The following is a 15,481-nucleotide window of genomic DNA, read 5'->3' on the forward strand; positions in this document are numbered from 1 at the left end:
GGATGCCGTCGCATTTCATCTCGGCGGTCATCTTCCCGTGATTTCGGCGAGATCATGGCATAAGGTTCCGGGCAGGAGGCGGCCATGGATCCTTTCGTTCAGTTGTTGCGTGCGGCGCAGGGTGGCCAGGGGCTGGACAACCTCGCGCGATTCTATGGACTTTCAGTTCAGCAGGCCCAAACGGCTGCCGAGGCGGTCATGCCGGCCTTCGCGGTCGGGCTGCAGAAGTCGATGCAGTCGCCGGAGAAGCTCGCGCAACTCATGGCGCTGATGATGCGCGGCCCCTATGGGGCTCTCTACGACCAGAGCACGACCGCTCCCGCGCAGTTGCACGCACCCGGTTCCCAGGCGCTCGATGCGGTGTTCGGTTCCCCCGAGGTCAGTCGCGCCGTGGTCAATCAGGCGGCAGCCTCCACCGGTCTCGGCATCGCCGTGGTCAAGCAGATGGTGCCGGATTTCGCGGCCTTGGTGGTGGGCGGTCTCACCAAGTCGCTTGCCGCTTCCGGAGCGCTAAACCAGATGCTTGCTGGCATGATCGCCCGCGCCAACGGCCAGCCGACCCCCACGGGCAATCCCTGGATCGACGGCATGTCCATGATGATGGCCTCCCCGGGCCGCGGAAAATCCACCGGCAATCCCTGGGTCGACGCGTTCGCGCAAATGATGGTGCAGTCTCCCTGGGGCGGCGCCGGAGTGGGGGGAAACCCCTGGCAGGAGATGATCAACGCAACCATGGCCAATATGGGTGCCGCCATGCCGAAGCCGATATCGGCCGCGCCGCCGCCGCCTCCCCCGCCGGCCCCACCCGCGCTCGGCCAGTGGCCGTTGCAGGATTATTTCGCCCAATTGTTCGCGAACGGCTTTCCCCCCGGCGCCTCCGGCAAGCGTGATGCAACGCCCTACGATCCGTTCACCGCTTTCTATCCGATGGCGGATTTCTGGAGCCAGATGCTGGACCGCACTTCGGGCCATCAGCAGGGCCGCAACGGCCCGCCGGACCGTAAGAAGAAATGAAAAAGGCCCGTGCGGACCATTTCGGTCTGCACGGGCCAGTGAGCGGTCTCGAGGGGGCTCGACCGCCCGTTCTTCGTCGGCCGGGGCTAAACGCGCCCCGGCGAATCGTCCAGCTTCATCCCCAGCGGGAAGCGCGCGCCCGGAGCTTGGCCGCAGCGCGACGCTCCACCGAGCGGGTGACAAGCACATGGGTCGCATCGCGCCAGATCGGCTCGGACGCGGCATCGCGCACGTCGGAGCGGGTCAGACCAATATCGCGCAGCATGTGGTCGTCCAGGCGCCCCAGTTGGTTGAGGGCATGACGACGCTCAATGGCGCGCGCAACTTTCATGGTCAGGCCCGCGGCCTGAAGAAGAAAGTGGGCCAACGTCGTGCCGACGGGGGCGACGATGGTTGTGCGGGTCTCGCCATAAACGCTCATGATGCTCTCCATTCCAACCGCAACGCACTGTCTCTCCTCGACATCGGGCAGGACACCCGATTTCTCACGCTGCGTTGCACCCGTTTTGCACTGCCGCGATGAATCAAACTAGCGAATGTTATTAATCTGACTTATCATTATCGGTGATATGACAGGATTATCCCATGACCATTCTGTTTGATGGGGATCAGCTCCGGACCTTCGTCGCCATCGCCGAAACCGGAAGTTTCACCCGCGCGGCCGAAGTGGTTCACAAGACACAGTCGGCTGTGTCCATGCAGATGAAGCGGCTTGAGGAGCGGGTCGGGCGGCCGATCTTTTCGCGCGAGGGACGCTCGTCCAAATTGACCCCGGAAGGCGAGCGTCTGCTGGATTACGCGCGGCGCATCGTCAAGCTGAACCTTGAAGCGGTGGCGAGCTTCGCGGATGCCACGCTCTCCGGCCACGTCTGCCTGGGCGTGCCGGACGATTATGCCGACCGCTACCTCCCCGAGATCATGGCGCGGTTTTCGCGCACCCACCCCTCGGTGGAACTCACCGTAATCTGCGAGCCGAGCACCGATCTCATCGAGCGCATCCGCAATGGCACAATCGATCTCGCCATCATCACCTATGCCGAGCATTCCTCCCGAGATGTCCAGGTGATCCGCCGCGAGCGCCTCTTATGGGTGTCGTCGGCGCGCCACTCGGCGCACCAGGAGACGCCGGTGCCGCTGGCCCTTGGCCGACCCACCTGCATGTGGCGGGATGTGGCTGTGACCCGGCTCAACGCCATGGGCCGCGCCCATCGCGTGCTTTATTCGAGCCCAAATGCGGGCGCGGTTTCGGCGGCAGTTCTGTCGGGTCTGGCGGTCTCGGTATTCCCAGAATCTGCCCTGCGCCAGGGCATGCGCGTTCTTGGACCGGCCGATGGCTTCCCGCCGCTGCCCCCTTGCGACATCGGCCTTCTGCGGAACCGTCACGAGCCCTCGCTGCTGGCCGATGCTCTCGCCCAGCACATCATCCAGGGTCTCGACAACGTCACCGAGGCGGACGCCGCCGAATAGTCATTCCGCCCGGCGCGGTGTGCGCAGGACCACGACATTGCCTAGCAAAACCAAGGCGATGCCGAAGCCGGCCATCCAGGTCCAGTGATACTGCTCGAAGGCAGTGGAGATCAGCAGCGCCACGATCGGAAACAGCACCGTTCCATAGCCCGCGCGACTCGCACCGATGCGCTTGATAAGTCGCATGTAGATCGCGAAGCCCAGCAGGGTCGGAAAGACGATCAAAAAGGCCAGCGCGCCGAGGTAGCGCGCAGTCCATTCCACCTGGAACGTCGCTCCCTTCATTACGGCGATCGCCAGCAGCAGCAGAAAGCCATAGGCCATGCTGAACGCATTGACCGAAGGCTGCGGCAGCCCCCGCTTGCCGACCGTCACCGACGCCATGCTACCGATCGTGAACAGCAGCGTCCCGGCAAGCCCGGACATCAATCCGAGATGCATCCCGGAGCCAAACCCTTCAGCCCGAAGATCGGGGCCGAACACCACCGCGACGCCGGCCACACCGAGCAGCGCGCCAAGAACGACGCGCGGCTGCGGCCAGGTGCGGGTCACGATCGCGGACAGAATCGGGATGAACACCGCCGTCAGGGCGAACACCACCGACATCTGCCCGGAGGTGAGGTGGAAGCCAGCGTAATAAAACGACAGAAAGTTCAGCGAGAACAATGTCGCCCCGAGCACGGCGAACAGCGCATGGTCACGGACAGAAAATGACAGCCGGCTGCGCGTGACGAACACCACGGCGAACATGCAGAGGGTGGCGATAAGAAAGCGCCATACGACCGACACAGAGGGATCGACCACGCCGAGTTGAAACCGCAACGGCAGCCAGGAACACCCGAAGATCAGGACATTGATGACATAAAGCACAATGTCCAACGGCCGGATGCTGGCGTTGGATGGGGTGGGAACGGACATTGAAATCCTCGAGGACCTTTTGCGCCAGGCAACGCGCCGGCACCCTCGGTAGAGACGCCGCCATGCGCACGGCATGGCGGCAGTCGTCAGTAGGCCAGCTCGGTAAGTGCCGGCTCCACCGACCCGTGCCAGGGGCCGGCATATTTCTCCAGCAGCACCTCCGCCAGAGTGCGGCGGGAGCCAAGAATCTCTTCCAGAGGCGCGAGGAAGCGCGTCTCGTCCCGACCCTGGCTGTCCAACTTGCGCCGGCGCACAAGGCCCGCCTTCGCGATGGCGACCACATCGCGCGCAATATCCAGCAGAGGACGGCCGGCGATCTCTGCGCCGAGCGCCAGGCGGGGCACGTCGTCGCGCAGGGTCTGGCGCTGCTCCGCAGTCCAATCCTTCACCAGATCGAGGGCGGCATCCAGGCTCTGCGTGTCGTAGAGGATGCCAGCCCAGAGCGCCGGCAATGCACACAGCTCCGCCCAGGGGCCCGCGTCCGCTCCGCGCATTTCCAGGAACCGCTTCAGCCGAACTTCCGGGAAGATGGTGGAGAGGTGGTTGACCCAGTCGGACAGGGTCGCGGTCTCGCCCGGCAGCAGGGAATTGCGGCCGGCCAGAAGATCGCGGAACGACGAGCCGGAAACGTCCACATAGGCATCGCCGCGCTTGACGAAATACATCGGCACATCAAGCGCATAGTCCACATACCGCTCGAAGCCCATGCCCGGCTCGAACGCAAACGGCAGCATACCGGAGCGGTCCGCGTCGGTGTGGCGCCAGATTTCGGAGCGGAAGGTCAGGAAGCCGTTGGGCTTGCCCTCGGTGAAGGGCGAATTGGCGAACAGTGCGGTCGCGACAGGCTGAAGCGCGACGCTCGCCTGGAGCTTGCGCACCATGTCGGCTTCTGAGGAGAAGTCGAGGTTCACCTGCACGGTGCAGGTGCGGAACATCATGTCGAGGCCGAGCGTGCCGACCTTGGGCATGTAGCCGGCCATGATTCTGTAACGCCCTTTGGGCATCACCGGCGTCTCGGCACGGGTCCATTTCGGGCTCATGCCGATGCCCATGAAGCGCAAGCCCAGCGGGTCCGCCACTTCGCGGAGATGGGTCAGGTGGGTATTGATCTCCGAGCAAGTCTCATGAACCGAGGATCAGCGGCGCGCCCGAAAGCTCGAACTGGCCGCCCGGCTCCAGCGAGATCGCGCCCCCGCCAACGGGGTCGGTCAAGCCGATGATCGTCTCGCCTTCCAGGATCGGGTCCCAGCCGGTAACAGTCTTCATCCCCTCCAGCACCGCGCGGATGCCGTTGGGCCCTTCATACGGCACCGGCTCGTGCCGGCCGACGGTGAACGGGATTTTCTCATGCTCGGTGCCGATGCGGAATGCGCTCTCCGGCTTGTTGCCGGCTTCCAGCCAGGCGACGAGTTCGTCGCGCGATTCGATCGGCGTTGCGTCCAGCATATCGCGGGCCATGCGCGCGTCTTCCCCTGCAAGCGGCCGGCAGATGCCTCCCGCCGCTCATATCCATAGCTCGACGGCGCCCAAGGCGCCGATGAAGGTGAAACTGCGCGGGGAGGGTGCGGCTCCTCGCGCGAATGCTCAAGAACAAGGCGCGCGGACCATACACGGCCAGCGCGCCCGAGCAAACCGCCTGCTGAGGCTGCCGTAGCGGGAGGTTTGATCCTTCCCGCGTCGCCCCCCTACCCTGCCTGTTTGCTGCCTTCGCGCGATATCCCGTGCACGCGTGCCTAAGCCGGCTCTGCGCGATCAAGCGGCCTTTTCGGTCGCCCGCTTCTTCTCTTCTTTCCACCAGTTCCTTCTTGGAGAGCTTGCCCACCAACGTCTTGGGCAGGCTGGTCCGGATTTCCACCTGCTTGGGCAACTCCACCTTCGACAGATGCTCGCGCAGGAAAAAGAGCAGTTCTTCCGGCGTTGCGCTCTTACCTTCGCGCAAAGTGACGAACGCTTTGGGCGCCTGTCCCCGGTAAGGATCGGGAATGCCGATCGCCACCGCCTCCGCCACCGCCGGGTGGAGATAGAGCGCCTCCTCGATCATGCGGGGATAGACATTATAGCCGCCGCACAGGATCACATCCTTGATGCGATCCACCAGGAACAGGTAGCCGTCGGCATCGAGATAGCCGACGTCCGCCGGTCCGAAACGCGCCCTCGATGAAGGCCGCGTGGGTTTCGTCCGGCGCGCGCCAATAGCCGATCATGACCTGCGGCCCGCGCGCGCAGACCTCGCCCTTTTGCCCGATGCCGACAACGCGGCTGGGGTCCAGGAGATCGCGGATTTCGATGGTGGTGCCCGGAAGCGGCTGGCCGACCCGAGCCGTCCTTGATGATTCCGTTTGGCGGGTTCGCGGTCAGCACCGGCGAAGTCTCGCTGAGGCCGTATCCCTCGATCAGCTTGCAGCCGCTCAATGCCTCGAACCGCGCCCGCACATCCGCCGGCAGCGGCGCGCCGCCGGAGACACCCAGGCGGAGCGACGACAGTGTCCGCGCCGTGATGCCGGGATAATTGTTGAGCGCGGTAAAAATGGTCGGCAACGCCGGGGAAGACCGTCGGCCGTTCCTTTTCGATGACGGCCACCAGATCCGCAAGGTTGAACCGGGGCACAAGGATGATCTCGCACCCCTTCGCGATCGGGACGTTCATCACATTGGTCATGGCAAACACATGGAACAGCGGCAGCACGCCCAGCACCTTGTCCTCGCCTTCGCGAATGGTGCAGACGTGCTGGATCACCTGATCGGCGTTGGCGGTGATGTTGGCGTGGGTGAGTTGCGCACCCTTGGGAACGCCCGTGGTGCCGCCGGTATATTGCAGCACGGCCACATCAACATCCGGCGTGATGTCCACCGGGCGGGGTCGAACCACATCGCGTGTGAGGTCCGCGAAGGTCAGGTGTCGGCCGTCCATGCGGTCAAAAACCGCGATATCCTTGCGCTTGAAAAGCTCGAAGCCGATCCCCTTCAGCCAGGGCAGCACGGCGCGCATCGGACAGACGATGATCTTGCTTAGCTGCGCCGCATCGGCGATGGCGGCGACGCGTGAATGGATGATCTTGAGATCGGGCACGACCATGATGGTGGTGCCGGAATTGCGGATCTGGTTTTCCAGCTCTCGCTCCACATAGAGCGGGCTGAAATTCACCACCGTGCCGCCGGCCTTCAGGATGGCGAAGTACAGGATGATCGAATACGGCATGTTCGGCAGGCACAGGCCGACCTTTGTGCCCTTGTCGACGCCGAGCCGCTGAAGACCCGCCGTCGCCTTGTCCACCAGCACGCCGAGCCTGCTCATAAGTCCAGGTGCGGCCCAGTGAAAGTCATGGCGGGACGAGAGCCGTGCTTGCGGACGCTCGCCTCGAGCAACTCATGCACCGGCCCGGTGTGGACGCCAGAAGTATCGACGGCGAGCATATCCGGCCTCCCGCTCGGAAGCGTGCGCCTCGCGGCAGCCATCAGGCCGCCAGCGGAGCGATCACGCTCCCGGCCCGTTGATCGGGCCTTGTCTTCGGAATCTGGCCGCCGCCTGGGGTCAGGCGGCAACCGCGCGAGCGCCCCCGCTCACTTGTGACGCGCACCGTCTTATTTGGTGACAAGAACCGTCTTGGGAAGGGGCGCGTCGAAGCGGTATCTTACGCCGACCGAGACGATATCCACATAGGCATTGCTGACATTCCGCATAGAGCGAGCCGCGCGTCGCGTTGCCAAGCTCGGTCGGGTTCTGCGAAATGGTGCCGTCCTGAGCGAAGATGTGGGTGTAGGCGAGGTCCATGCTCAGTTGCGGCGAGATGGCATAGGTCAGGCCGGCCGATGCCCAGATGCGGTTGCTGTCTGGTCAGGCGCGGCGTGCGGTAGGCGTCGGTGACGGGTGAGATTTCATATGCCAGACCGGCGCGCAGCGTCAGCTTGGGGTCCCACTGATATTCGACGCCGCCCGAGAAGAACCAGCCGTCGTCCCATTGCAGGTTCAGGATCGAGGGCCCGCCGGCGGCCGGGACCACCACGAGTTGCTGGAGCGATGACCAATTGGTCCACTCAACGGTGCCAAGGATGGTCCATTGCGGGTTGATCTGCGACCTGAAGCTGCCCGTAACCTGGTCCGGCAGCGTGAGGCCGGCCGTCGCCGCCAGGGTCGCGGCGGGGAGGCCGCCGGCAATTTCCAGATTGGTCAGACCCTGAAGATTCTGAGTGATCGCGGAGCGATAGCCGATGCCGACGGTGGTGCCGGGCACCACCGTGAACAGGGCGCCCAGCGAGAAGCCGTAGCCGATGTCATTGCCGTCGACGGTGGCCGACCCTTGCGGGAAGGTGGGCGGGCCGCCGAGAAGCTGCGCGTTGCTGAGGCGGGCCTCAATATAATTGGCATTGACGCCGCCGCCGATGGTCAGCCAGTCGGTGACCTTGTAGGCCAGGCTGCAGGCCCACATTGACGTCGAAAATGCTGCTGTAGCAGCCGTAATTGGCGCCGGACCAGTTGCAGGCCGCGTCGGTGATAAGGCCGAAGGGCGAAGTGACGGAGAGGCCGATGGCGAACCGGTCCCAGGCATAGCTGGCGTAGCCGGTCGGCAGGGCGGCGTTGTCGACGATGTCGCCGACACCTCGAGTGCCAAGGTTGTTGCCGAGCGGGCCGGTCGCGGAGATCACGTCGATGGAGGCGTGCGGGGCGATGTAGCTGATATTGCCCTCAAGCTGCATGCCGGGGACGAAGCTAATGGCCGCCGGATTCCAGTACATGGAGGCAAGGCCCGCGCCGCCCGCCGCGTTACCGGCGAATGACGTGCCCTGGTAATAGCTGCTCTGCTCGCGCAGCCCGAAGCCGCCAGCCCATGCCACCCCAGCGACGGGGACGGCCACGGATGCGAGAAGCACGGCCCTGACGATGCGGGACTGTCTAGCGGCATGTATCATTTGGGCGCCCCAAGCTGCGTTTCCTCGGATCGGATATCGCCAAGCGCTCTGCCGACGCCCTTAATGGTTCATCCCATCCCCTATACGTCAGCATGCCTATTCCATCGGGTGGGTCAACGGACTTTCCCCAGGTAGATGCTCATCAAGTTACACCTGTTGCTTTCTCGCCACGCCTTTAGCGGTGATGGGCAAGATGTCTGGCAGTTTTGATAGATTGCCTGCGCCGACTTCGCATCACCCATCAACTGCACGCCGCTCGAATCATGCCGATGGCGACATGACAAGACTGCATTCACCCATGTTGCGCTGCAATATTACTTACCGCTAAAATAACCGCAGCGCGGCAAAGATGGCACCCCGCTTGCGCACTTCGGCAAAGGATGTATCTTTAGTGCCGATACATGACGTATAGGTGAGGTCACGCCGTGACAGTTCGCAGTAGCGCCGAAGGCGCGCTCACCGACACTTTTTTCACGATATCGGAACTGGGCCGCGACCTATCGGTCACCGCCCGCACCATCCGCTTCTATGAGGACAAGGGCCTGATCGCGCCCCGGCGCGCCGGCAACATCCGCGTCTACACCAAGCGCGACCGCGCGCGGATGATGTTGATATTGCGCGGGAAAAGGCTCGGCTTCAGGCCTGCGGGAAATCAAGGAATACCTTGACCTCTACGATGTCGACGCCGCCCACGCGGAGCAGATCAGGTTGCTTTTGAAGAAGGTGCGAACCCGCCTCTCCTTGCTGGAGGAGCAGCGTGTCGCGCTGGAGGAAACCATCGTCGAGTTGAAGGAAGTGGAGAGCCAGACCCTGGCGGCGCTGGAAGCCGCCGGGCCGGCGCGGCGGTCGTCACGGAAAGCAGTCTGACCAGCAGCACCGTCTTCATTTCGCAGCACAAGAGGCCGCAGGATCGGCCGAACACGGGTGACGGCCCGGATAAGCAAGAAACAGCAAGCAAGAGATAATGGCAGGAGAGCCCATGCAGAACGTGGTCATCGCGGGATATGCCCGCTCGCCCTTCGCCCCCGCCAAGAAGGGCGAACTCGCCCGCGTGCGGCCGGATGATCTCGCCGCCCAGGTGGTGCGTGAACTGATCGTGCGCACAGGGGTCAAGCCCGAAGACATCGAGGACCTGATTCTCGGCTGCGCCTTTCCGGAGGCCGAACAGGGCTTCAACGTGGCGCGCCTGATCGGCATGATCGCGGAACTGCCCCAGTCGGTGGCGGGCGTCACGGTGAACCGCTTCTGCGGCTCCTCCATGCAGGCGATCCACATGGCGGCCGGGCAGATCCAGCTCGGGGCGGGCGACGTGTTCATCTGCGCCGGCGTGGAGAGCATGAGCCGCGTGCCCATGACCGGCTTCAACCCCATGCCGAACCCCGCGCTCTATGCGCAGAACCATGCCGCCTACATGGGGATGGGCGACACGGCGGAGAATGTCGCCCGTAAGTGGCAGATCACCCGCGCCGACCAGGATGCCTTCGCGCTTGAAAGCCAGCGCAAGGCCGCCACGGCCCAAGCCGACGGGCGGCTCGATGCAGAGATCGTCGCCATCACATCCAACGGCAAGACCATCGACAAGGACGGATGCATCCGCGTTGGCGCGACGGCTGAGGATTTCGCCGGCCTCAAGCCCGCGTTCGACCAGAACGGCTCGGTCACGGCAGGCACATCCTCGCCCCTCACAGACGGCGCCTCTGCGGTTCTGGTGTGTACCGAGGCCTATGCCGAGAAGCATGGCCTCGAACCCCTCGCCCGCCTGCGCGGTGTGGCGGTGGCCGGCTGCGCGCCGGAAATCATGGGCATCGGCCCTGTGGAAGCCACCCGCAAGGCGCTGCGCCGCTCGCAGATCGAGATCGGCGACATCAGCGTGGTCGAGCTTAACGAAGCGTTCGCGTCCCAGGCCCTGGCGTGCGCCCGTGAGCTCAACATTGCCGACGAGACGCTGAACATCGACGGCGGTGCCATTGCGCTCGGTCATCCGCTCGGCGCCACCGGCGCGCGGATCGTCGGCAAGGCGGCGGCCCTGCTGAAGCGCGAGGGGGGTCGCTATGCGCTGGCGACCCAGTGCATCGGCGGCGGCCAGGGCATCGCCACCGTTCTCGAGCGGGTGTGAGGCGCGCCATGAGCGACAATGGAAAGACCGCTGAAATCAAAAAAGTCGCCGTCATAGGCGCAGGCGTCATGGGCGCCGGCATCGCCGCCCATGTGGCGAATGCTGGCGTGGAGGTACTGCTTCTGGACATCGTGCCGGACGGCGCGAAGGATCGCAGCGCCATCGCCAAGGGCGCAATCGAGAAGCTGCTGAAGGCCGAGCCCGCCGCCTTCATGTCCAAGCGCGCGGCCCGGCTCGTCACGCCCGGCAATACCGAGGACGACCTCAAAAAACTCAGCGCATGCGACTGGATCATCGAGGCCGTGGTTGAACGGCTCGACGTGAAGCAGGCGCTCTACGCGAAGATCGACGCTGCCCGCAAACCCGGCACGCCGGTGTCCTCGAACACCTCGACCATTCCCCTGGCGGACCTCACCAAGGGCTCGCCCGACAGCTTCCGCCGCGATTTCCTCATCACCCACTTCTTCAACCCACCCCGCTACATGCGGCTGCTTGAAGTGGTCTCCGGCACAGACACCGACAAGGAGACGCTTGCGCGTGTCTCCCGCTTTGCCGACGTGAAGCTGGGCAAGACCATCGTGCCCTGCAAGGACACCCCCGGCTTCATCGCCAACCGCCTCGGCACCTATTGGATGCAGGCGGCGGTAATCCAGGCGCTGGACCTTGGCCTGACCGTGGAAGAGGCCGACGTGGTGATGGGACGTCCTTTCGGCTTCCCCAAGACCGGCGTGTTCGGGCTGCTCGACCTCGTCGGTCTCGACCTGATGCCCCACGTTCAGGGCAGCCTGAAGCGGGCCCTGCCCGCGAGCGACCCGTTCCACGCGCTGCTGCGCGATGTCCCGCTGATCGAGACCATGATCAAGACCGGCCTCACCGGCCGAAAGGGCAAGGGAGGCTTCTATCGCCTCAATCGCGATGGCGGCGGCAAGGCGAAGGAATCAATCGACCTCTCCACCGGGCAATACCGGAAGGAAGATAAAGCCGCGCTGCCGGAGGACACCGGCAGGGATATGGCCGCGCTGATCGCCGGCGATGGCCCGATGAGCCGCTACGCCTGGGGCGTGATGGGGCGCACCCTCGCCTATGCTGCGCGTCTCGTCCCGGAAGCCGCCGACGATATCGTTGCCGTCGATGAAGCCATGAGGCTCGGCTACAACTGGAAATGGGGTCCGTTCGAGCTGATCGACCGGATCGGCGCGGGCAAGCTGATCGCCCGCCTGCAGGCGGACGGCGCGGAAATCCCTGAGCTTCTCGCAAAGGCCGAAGCCAGCCCCTTCTACCGCGTCGACAACGGCCGCCGGCAATATCTCGGCACCGACGGCGCCTATCACGACATCGTACGGCCCGACGGCGTGCTGCTTCTGGCCGACATCAAGCTTGCCAGCGCGCCCGTGATGAAGAACGGCTCGGCCGCCCTGTGGGATATCGGCGACGGCGTGCTGTGCCTGGAATTCACCAGCAAGGGCAACTCGCTGGACGAGGGCATCATCACCCTGCTCAACCGCGCGATGAAGCTGGTGAAGGAGAAGCACAAGGCGCTCGTCATCTACAATGAGGGCTCGAACTTCTCCGTGGGCGCGAACCTCGGCCTTGCCCTGTTCGCTTGCAACATCGCCGCGTTCGGCGAAGTGGAGAAGCTGGTCGCCAACGGCCAGAAAGCCTATCAGGACCTGAAATATGCGCCCTTCCCCGTCGTATCGGCCCCGGCCGGCATGGCGCTCGGCGGCGGGTGCGAGATGCTGCTGCACTCAAGCGCGGTGCAGGCGCACGCGGAAAGCTATATCGGTCTCGTGGAGTGCGGCGTCGGCCTGATCCCCGGCTGGGGCGGCTGCAAGGAGATGCTGACCCGCTGGCAGGCGGAAAAAACCCTCCCCAAGGGACCCATGCCCGCGCCGTCCAAGGTGTTTGAGACTGTCAGCGTCGCCACCGTCTCCAAATCGGCTGCCGAGGCTAGGGAATTGCTGTTCCTGCGCGAAAGCGACGGCATCACCATGAACCGCGACCGCCTGCTTGCCGATGCCAAGGCGAAGGCACTGAAGCTGGCGGAAGACTACAAGCCGCCGGTGCCGCAGGACCTCACCCTGCCCGGCCCATCCGGCAAGGTGGCATTCGTTATGGCGGCGGAAGGCTTCCATAAGCGGGGCATCGCCACCAAGCATGACCTCGTGGTGGCGGACGCCCTGGCGACCGTGCTTTCCGGCGGGAATGCCGACCATATCGAGCCGGTGACGGAAGCCAAGGTACTGGAACTGGAGCGCGAAGCCTTCATGCGCCTGATCCGTACCAACGGCACCCTGGCGCGCATTGAGCACACGCTTGAGACGGGCCGACCGCTACGGAATTGAGGCGCGCTCTCCCCGCTGGACCTCCCCTCCCCCCTTGAGGGGGAGGGTCAGGGTGGGGGGTATCTCTCCACTTGTTCCGAAGGCGCTGGATTTGGCGGCGCCATACCCCCCACCCCGCCCTCCCCCTCAAGGGGGGAGGGAGACCGTAAAGACATAGAAAACACGGGAGACACACCATGCAGGTCTATCAGCCCCCGCTGCGCGACATGCGGTTCGTGCTGCACGAACTGCACGGATCGGACGCCCTGAAGGACATGAAGGGCCTGGAGGAGATCACGCCCGATCTTATTGATGCCGTGCTGGAAGAGGCCGGCAAGCTCGTCACCGGCGTGCTCGCCCCCATCAACCAGTCTGGCGATCTCGAAGGCTGCACCTATGAGAACGGCGTGGTGCGCACGCCGAAAGGCTTCAAGGAAGCCTACCGCACCTATGTCGAGGGCGGCTGGAACGGCATCGCCTGCGATCCCGAATGGGGCGGCCAGGGCCTGCCGGCGAGCGTAACGAAATTCATCGAGGAGATGATGTGCTCGGCCAACCTCGCGTTCGGCCTCTACCCCGGCCTGACGCATGGCGCCTATGTCGCCCTCACCCACCACGCCTCGCAGGAACTGAAGGAACGCTTCCTGCCGAAGATGGTGGAGGGCATCTGGTCCGGCACCATGTGCCTCACCGAGCCCCATTGCGGCACCGATCTCGGCCTGCTGCGCACCAAGGCAGAACCCCAGGACGACGGCTCCTATGCCATCACCGGCTCGAAGATCTTTATCTCGGCCGGCGAACAGGACTTGACCGAGAACATCATCCACCTCGTGCTGGCGCGCCTGCCCGGCGCGCCCAAGGGCATCAAGGGCATCAGCCTGTTCCTGGTGCCGAAGTTCCTGCCGACGGCGGACAACAAGCCGGGCATGCGCAACGGCGCCATGTGCACCGGCATCGAGCACAAGATGGGCATCCACGGCTCGTCCACCTGCCAGATGTCGTTCGACGGCGCCAAAGGCTGGCTGGTGGGCGAGCCCCACAAGGGCATGCGCGCCATGTTCTCCATGATGAATTCCGAGCGCCTTTCCGTTGGCACGCAAGGTCTCGGCGTGGGTGAGGCCGCCTATCAGAGTGCGGTTGCATACGCCAAGGAGCGCCTTCAGGGCCGCGCCCTCACCGGCGCCAAGCATCCGGAGAAATGGGCAGACCCGATCATCGTCCACCCGGACGTGCGCCGCACCCTGATGACCATGCGCGCCTATAACGAAGGCTGCCGCGCCCTGGCCGGCTGGGTGGCGCGCAACCTCGACCTCATGGAGCGGTCCAACGATCCCGACGAGCGCCAGCGCGCCGAGGACTTCACCGCCCTCATGACCCCCATCGTCAAGGCGCTTTTCACGGATCTGGGTTTCACCAACGCGTCGCTTGGCATGCAGGTCTATGGCGGCCACGGCTATGTCCGCGACCATGGCATGGAGCAATATGTGCGCGATGCCCGCATCGCCATGATCTACGAGGGCACCAACGGGGTTCAGGCGCTCGATCTGGTGGGCCGCAAGCTGCCCGCCCATGCCGGGCGCTTCCTGCGCTCCTTCTTCCACCCGGTGCTCGCCTTCATCGACGAGAACCTCGACGACCCCGAGATCGGCCCACTGGTGGCACCACTCGGCAAGGCGTTCGGCGCGCTCCAGCTCGCCACCGGGTTCGTCGCCGAAAAAGGCATGAAGGACCCGGACGAAGCCGGCGCAGCGGCGACCGAGTACCTGCGCCTGTTCGGGCTGGTGGCGCTCGGCTACATGTGGGCGCGCATGGCCAAGGTGGCGGTGGAGAAGCGCGGCAATGCCGGTGCGGACACGGCGTTCTACGAGGCCAAGATCGTCACCGCCCGCTTCTATATCGACCGGCTTCTGCCTGAGGTTGCCGCTCTGTGGGGCTCCATCAAGGCCGGCAAGTCCGCCATGATGGCGCTCGACGAAGCGATGTTCTGATTTTCTCTCCCCACCACAAGGACCCCCGCATGGTTGATCTTTCCTCCCTGCTCGAAACCCTAAACGAGCGCACCGAAGCCCTCTCCACCCTTGGCCATCGCGTGCGCTTCGATCTGACCGACACCGGTACATCCATCCTGCTGGACGCGACCGGCCCGCAGTTGGATATCTCGGAGGGGAGCGGGGAGGCCGAGGCGGTGCTGAAGCTGTCCAGCGACACGCTCGACAAACTCATGACCGGCCGCATCGGCCCCATGCTGGCCTATTCCACCGGCCGCCTGAAAGTCGAAGGCTCACAGGGTGTGGCCCTCAAGCTCGCGGGTCTTCTGGACGCTTGAGCCCATAGCGGCGGCGAGCCGGCCTCGCCGCCGCGACTTGCAAGAGGTTCGCGCGCTTAAAAGAAATCGGCATCGTGCCCGACAAGTAAATCCCTGATCCCCGCAGTCACCGGGAAGCCATATCCCTTCCAGCCCTCCCAGAACATCAGCTCTCCAGTCCTATGATAGCTGCTTGTGTAAAGTTCAGCGCCAATCATGCAGAGGGCATTCGACAATGCGTGTATGCCATCTCACCCCGGCGCACGCATGATTTTCGTGCCTTCGGGCCAGATGATTCTCATAAGCACACCACAAATCATTTCCCGAACCTTCCGGCTCGAACACCCGTATGTGCAGGCCCATAATATCGGGCCCAATTTTTATTTTCAGGGTTCGCGCAGCGTTCATTTCAGCCTCGGGAGCGAAGAA

The 15,481-nt window shown here is 64.3% G+C and carries 15 protein-coding genes and 4 pseudogenes; 8 read left to right on the forward strand and 11 right to left on the reverse strand.

The window, feature by feature from the left end:
* Positions 1-84: 84 nt before the first annotated feature.
* Positions 85-1,014 carry a DUF937 domain-containing protein gene (locus ADADO0_RS21155; protein WP_511307165.1) on the forward strand — a complete coding sequence of 310 codons (930 nt, stop codon included), beginning with the start codon at positions 85-87 and terminating at the stop codon, positions 1,012-1,014.
* A gap of 115 nt (positions 1,015-1,129) precedes the next feature.
* On the opposite strand, the gene ADADO0_RS21160 is transcribed toward ADADO0_RS21155, so the two are convergent.
* Positions 1,130-1,435, reverse strand: a complete 306-nt coding sequence (locus ADADO0_RS21160; RefSeq protein ID WP_511307166.1) for a DUF1127 domain-containing protein — start codon at positions 1,433-1,435, stop codon at positions 1,130-1,132.
* 164 nt (positions 1,436-1,599) lie between these two features.
* Between ADADO0_RS21160 and ADADO0_RS21165 the strand changes: the two genes are divergently transcribed.
* Complete coding sequence (locus ADADO0_RS21165; protein WP_511307167.1) at positions 1,600-2,481, forward strand: LysR substrate-binding domain-containing protein; 882 nt, start codon at positions 1,600-1,602, stop codon at positions 2,479-2,481.
* Here the strand turns inward: ADADO0_RS21165 and ADADO0_RS21170 are convergent, their stop codons facing one another.
* The 9 genes and pseudogenes from ADADO0_RS21170 to ADADO0_RS21210 all read right to left on the reverse strand — a co-directional run bounded on the left by ADADO0_RS21170 (position 2,482) and on the right by ADADO0_RS21210 (position 8,307).
* Positions 2,482-3,399 carry a DMT family transporter gene (locus ADADO0_RS21170; protein WP_511307168.1) on the reverse strand — a complete coding sequence of 306 codons (918 nt, stop codon included), beginning with the start codon at positions 3,397-3,399 and terminating at the stop codon, positions 2,482-2,484.
* Between the two features lie 86 nt (positions 3,400-3,485).
* Positions 3,486-4,857, reverse strand: a pseudogene (locus ADADO0_RS21175) (glutamate--cysteine ligase).
* Positions 4,745-5,440, reverse strand: coding sequence for an AMP-binding enzyme (locus ADADO0_RS21180; RefSeq protein WP_511307241.1), 696 nt, complete (start codon positions 5,438-5,440; stop codon positions 4,745-4,747). The pseudogene ADADO0_RS21175 and the gene ADADO0_RS21180 overlap by 113 nt, the downstream one beginning before the upstream one ends.
* A gap of 13 nt (positions 5,441-5,453) precedes the next feature.
* Positions 5,454-5,687: a hypothetical protein gene (locus ADADO0_RS21185; RefSeq protein WP_511307242.1), complete on the reverse strand. Its 234-nt coding sequence runs from the start codon at positions 5,685-5,687 to the stop codon at positions 5,454-5,456.
* Positions 5,688-5,766: 79 nt separating this feature from the next.
* Positions 5,767-6,009, reverse strand: a pseudogene (locus tag ADADO0_RS21190) (AMP-binding protein); the annotation flags it as partial.
* Positions 5,963-6,694: pseudogene (locus tag ADADO0_RS21195) on the reverse strand (AMP-binding protein); the annotation flags it as partial. The pseudogenes ADADO0_RS21195 and ADADO0_RS21190, both read right to left, overlap by 47 nt.
* A 237-nt stretch (positions 6,695-6,931) precedes the next feature.
* Positions 6,932-7,219, reverse strand: coding sequence for a hypothetical protein (locus ADADO0_RS21200; RefSeq protein WP_511307243.1), 288 nt, complete (start codon positions 7,217-7,219; stop codon positions 6,932-6,934).
* A gap of 79 nt (positions 7,220-7,298) precedes the next feature.
* Positions 7,299-7,826 (reverse strand): annotated as a pseudogene (locus tag ADADO0_RS21205) (OmpP1/FadL family transporter); the annotation flags it as partial.
* Positions 7,750-8,307, reverse strand: coding sequence for an OmpP1/FadL family transporter (locus tag ADADO0_RS21210; RefSeq protein WP_511307169.1), 558 nt, complete (start codon positions 8,305-8,307; stop codon positions 7,750-7,752). The gene ADADO0_RS21210 and the pseudogene ADADO0_RS21205, both read right to left, overlap by 77 nt.
* A gap of 425 nt (positions 8,308-8,732) precedes the next feature.
* On the opposite strand from ADADO0_RS21210, the gene ADADO0_RS21215 reads away from it, so the two are divergent.
* The 6 genes from ADADO0_RS21215 to ADADO0_RS21240 all read left to right on the forward strand — a co-directional run bounded on the left by ADADO0_RS21215 (position 8,733) and on the right by ADADO0_RS21240 (position 15,073).
* Entirely contained in the window at positions 8,733-8,975 is a 243-nt protein-coding gene (locus tag ADADO0_RS21215; RefSeq protein ID WP_511307170.1) for a MerR family transcriptional regulator, read from the forward strand.
* Positions 8,976-9,015: 40 nt separating this feature from the next.
* Positions 9,016-9,174, forward strand: coding sequence for a hypothetical protein (locus ADADO0_RS21220; protein WP_511307171.1), 159 nt, complete (start codon positions 9,016-9,018; stop codon positions 9,172-9,174).
* Between the two features lie 112 nt (positions 9,175-9,286).
* On the forward strand, positions 9,287-10,423 hold the full coding sequence (locus ADADO0_RS21225; protein ID WP_511307172.1) for a thiolase family protein: 1,137 nt from the start codon (positions 9,287-9,289) through the stop codon (positions 10,421-10,423).
* 8 nt (positions 10,424-10,431) lie between these two features.
* Complete coding sequence (locus ADADO0_RS21230) at positions 10,432-12,768, forward strand: 3-hydroxyacyl-CoA dehydrogenase/enoyl-CoA hydratase family protein (protein WP_511307173.1); 2,337 nt, start codon at positions 10,432-10,434, stop codon at positions 12,766-12,768.
* 176 nt (positions 12,769-12,944) lie between these two features.
* Complete coding sequence (locus ADADO0_RS21235; RefSeq protein ID WP_511307174.1) at positions 12,945-14,735, forward strand: acyl-CoA dehydrogenase C-terminal domain-containing protein; 1,791 nt, start codon at positions 12,945-12,947, stop codon at positions 14,733-14,735.
* 29 nt (positions 14,736-14,764) lie between these two features.
* Positions 14,765-15,073, forward strand: a complete 309-nt coding sequence (locus tag ADADO0_RS21240; RefSeq protein ID WP_511307175.1) for an SCP2 sterol-binding domain-containing protein — start codon at positions 14,765-14,767, stop codon at positions 15,071-15,073.
* Positions 15,074-15,129: 56 nt separating this feature from the next.
* Here the strand turns inward: ADADO0_RS21240 and ADADO0_RS21245 are convergent, their stop codons facing one another.
* A complete protein-coding gene (locus ADADO0_RS21245) occupies positions 15,130-15,297 on the reverse strand; it encodes a DUF6968 family protein (protein WP_511307244.1) in 168 nt (55 codons plus the stop codon).
* Between the last annotated feature and the right edge of the window lie 184 nt (positions 15,298-15,481).

Source organism: Aquabacter sp. (assembly GCF_965279295.1).
Lineage (GTDB): Bacteria > Pseudomonadota > Alphaproteobacteria > Rhizobiales > Xanthobacteraceae > Aquabacter.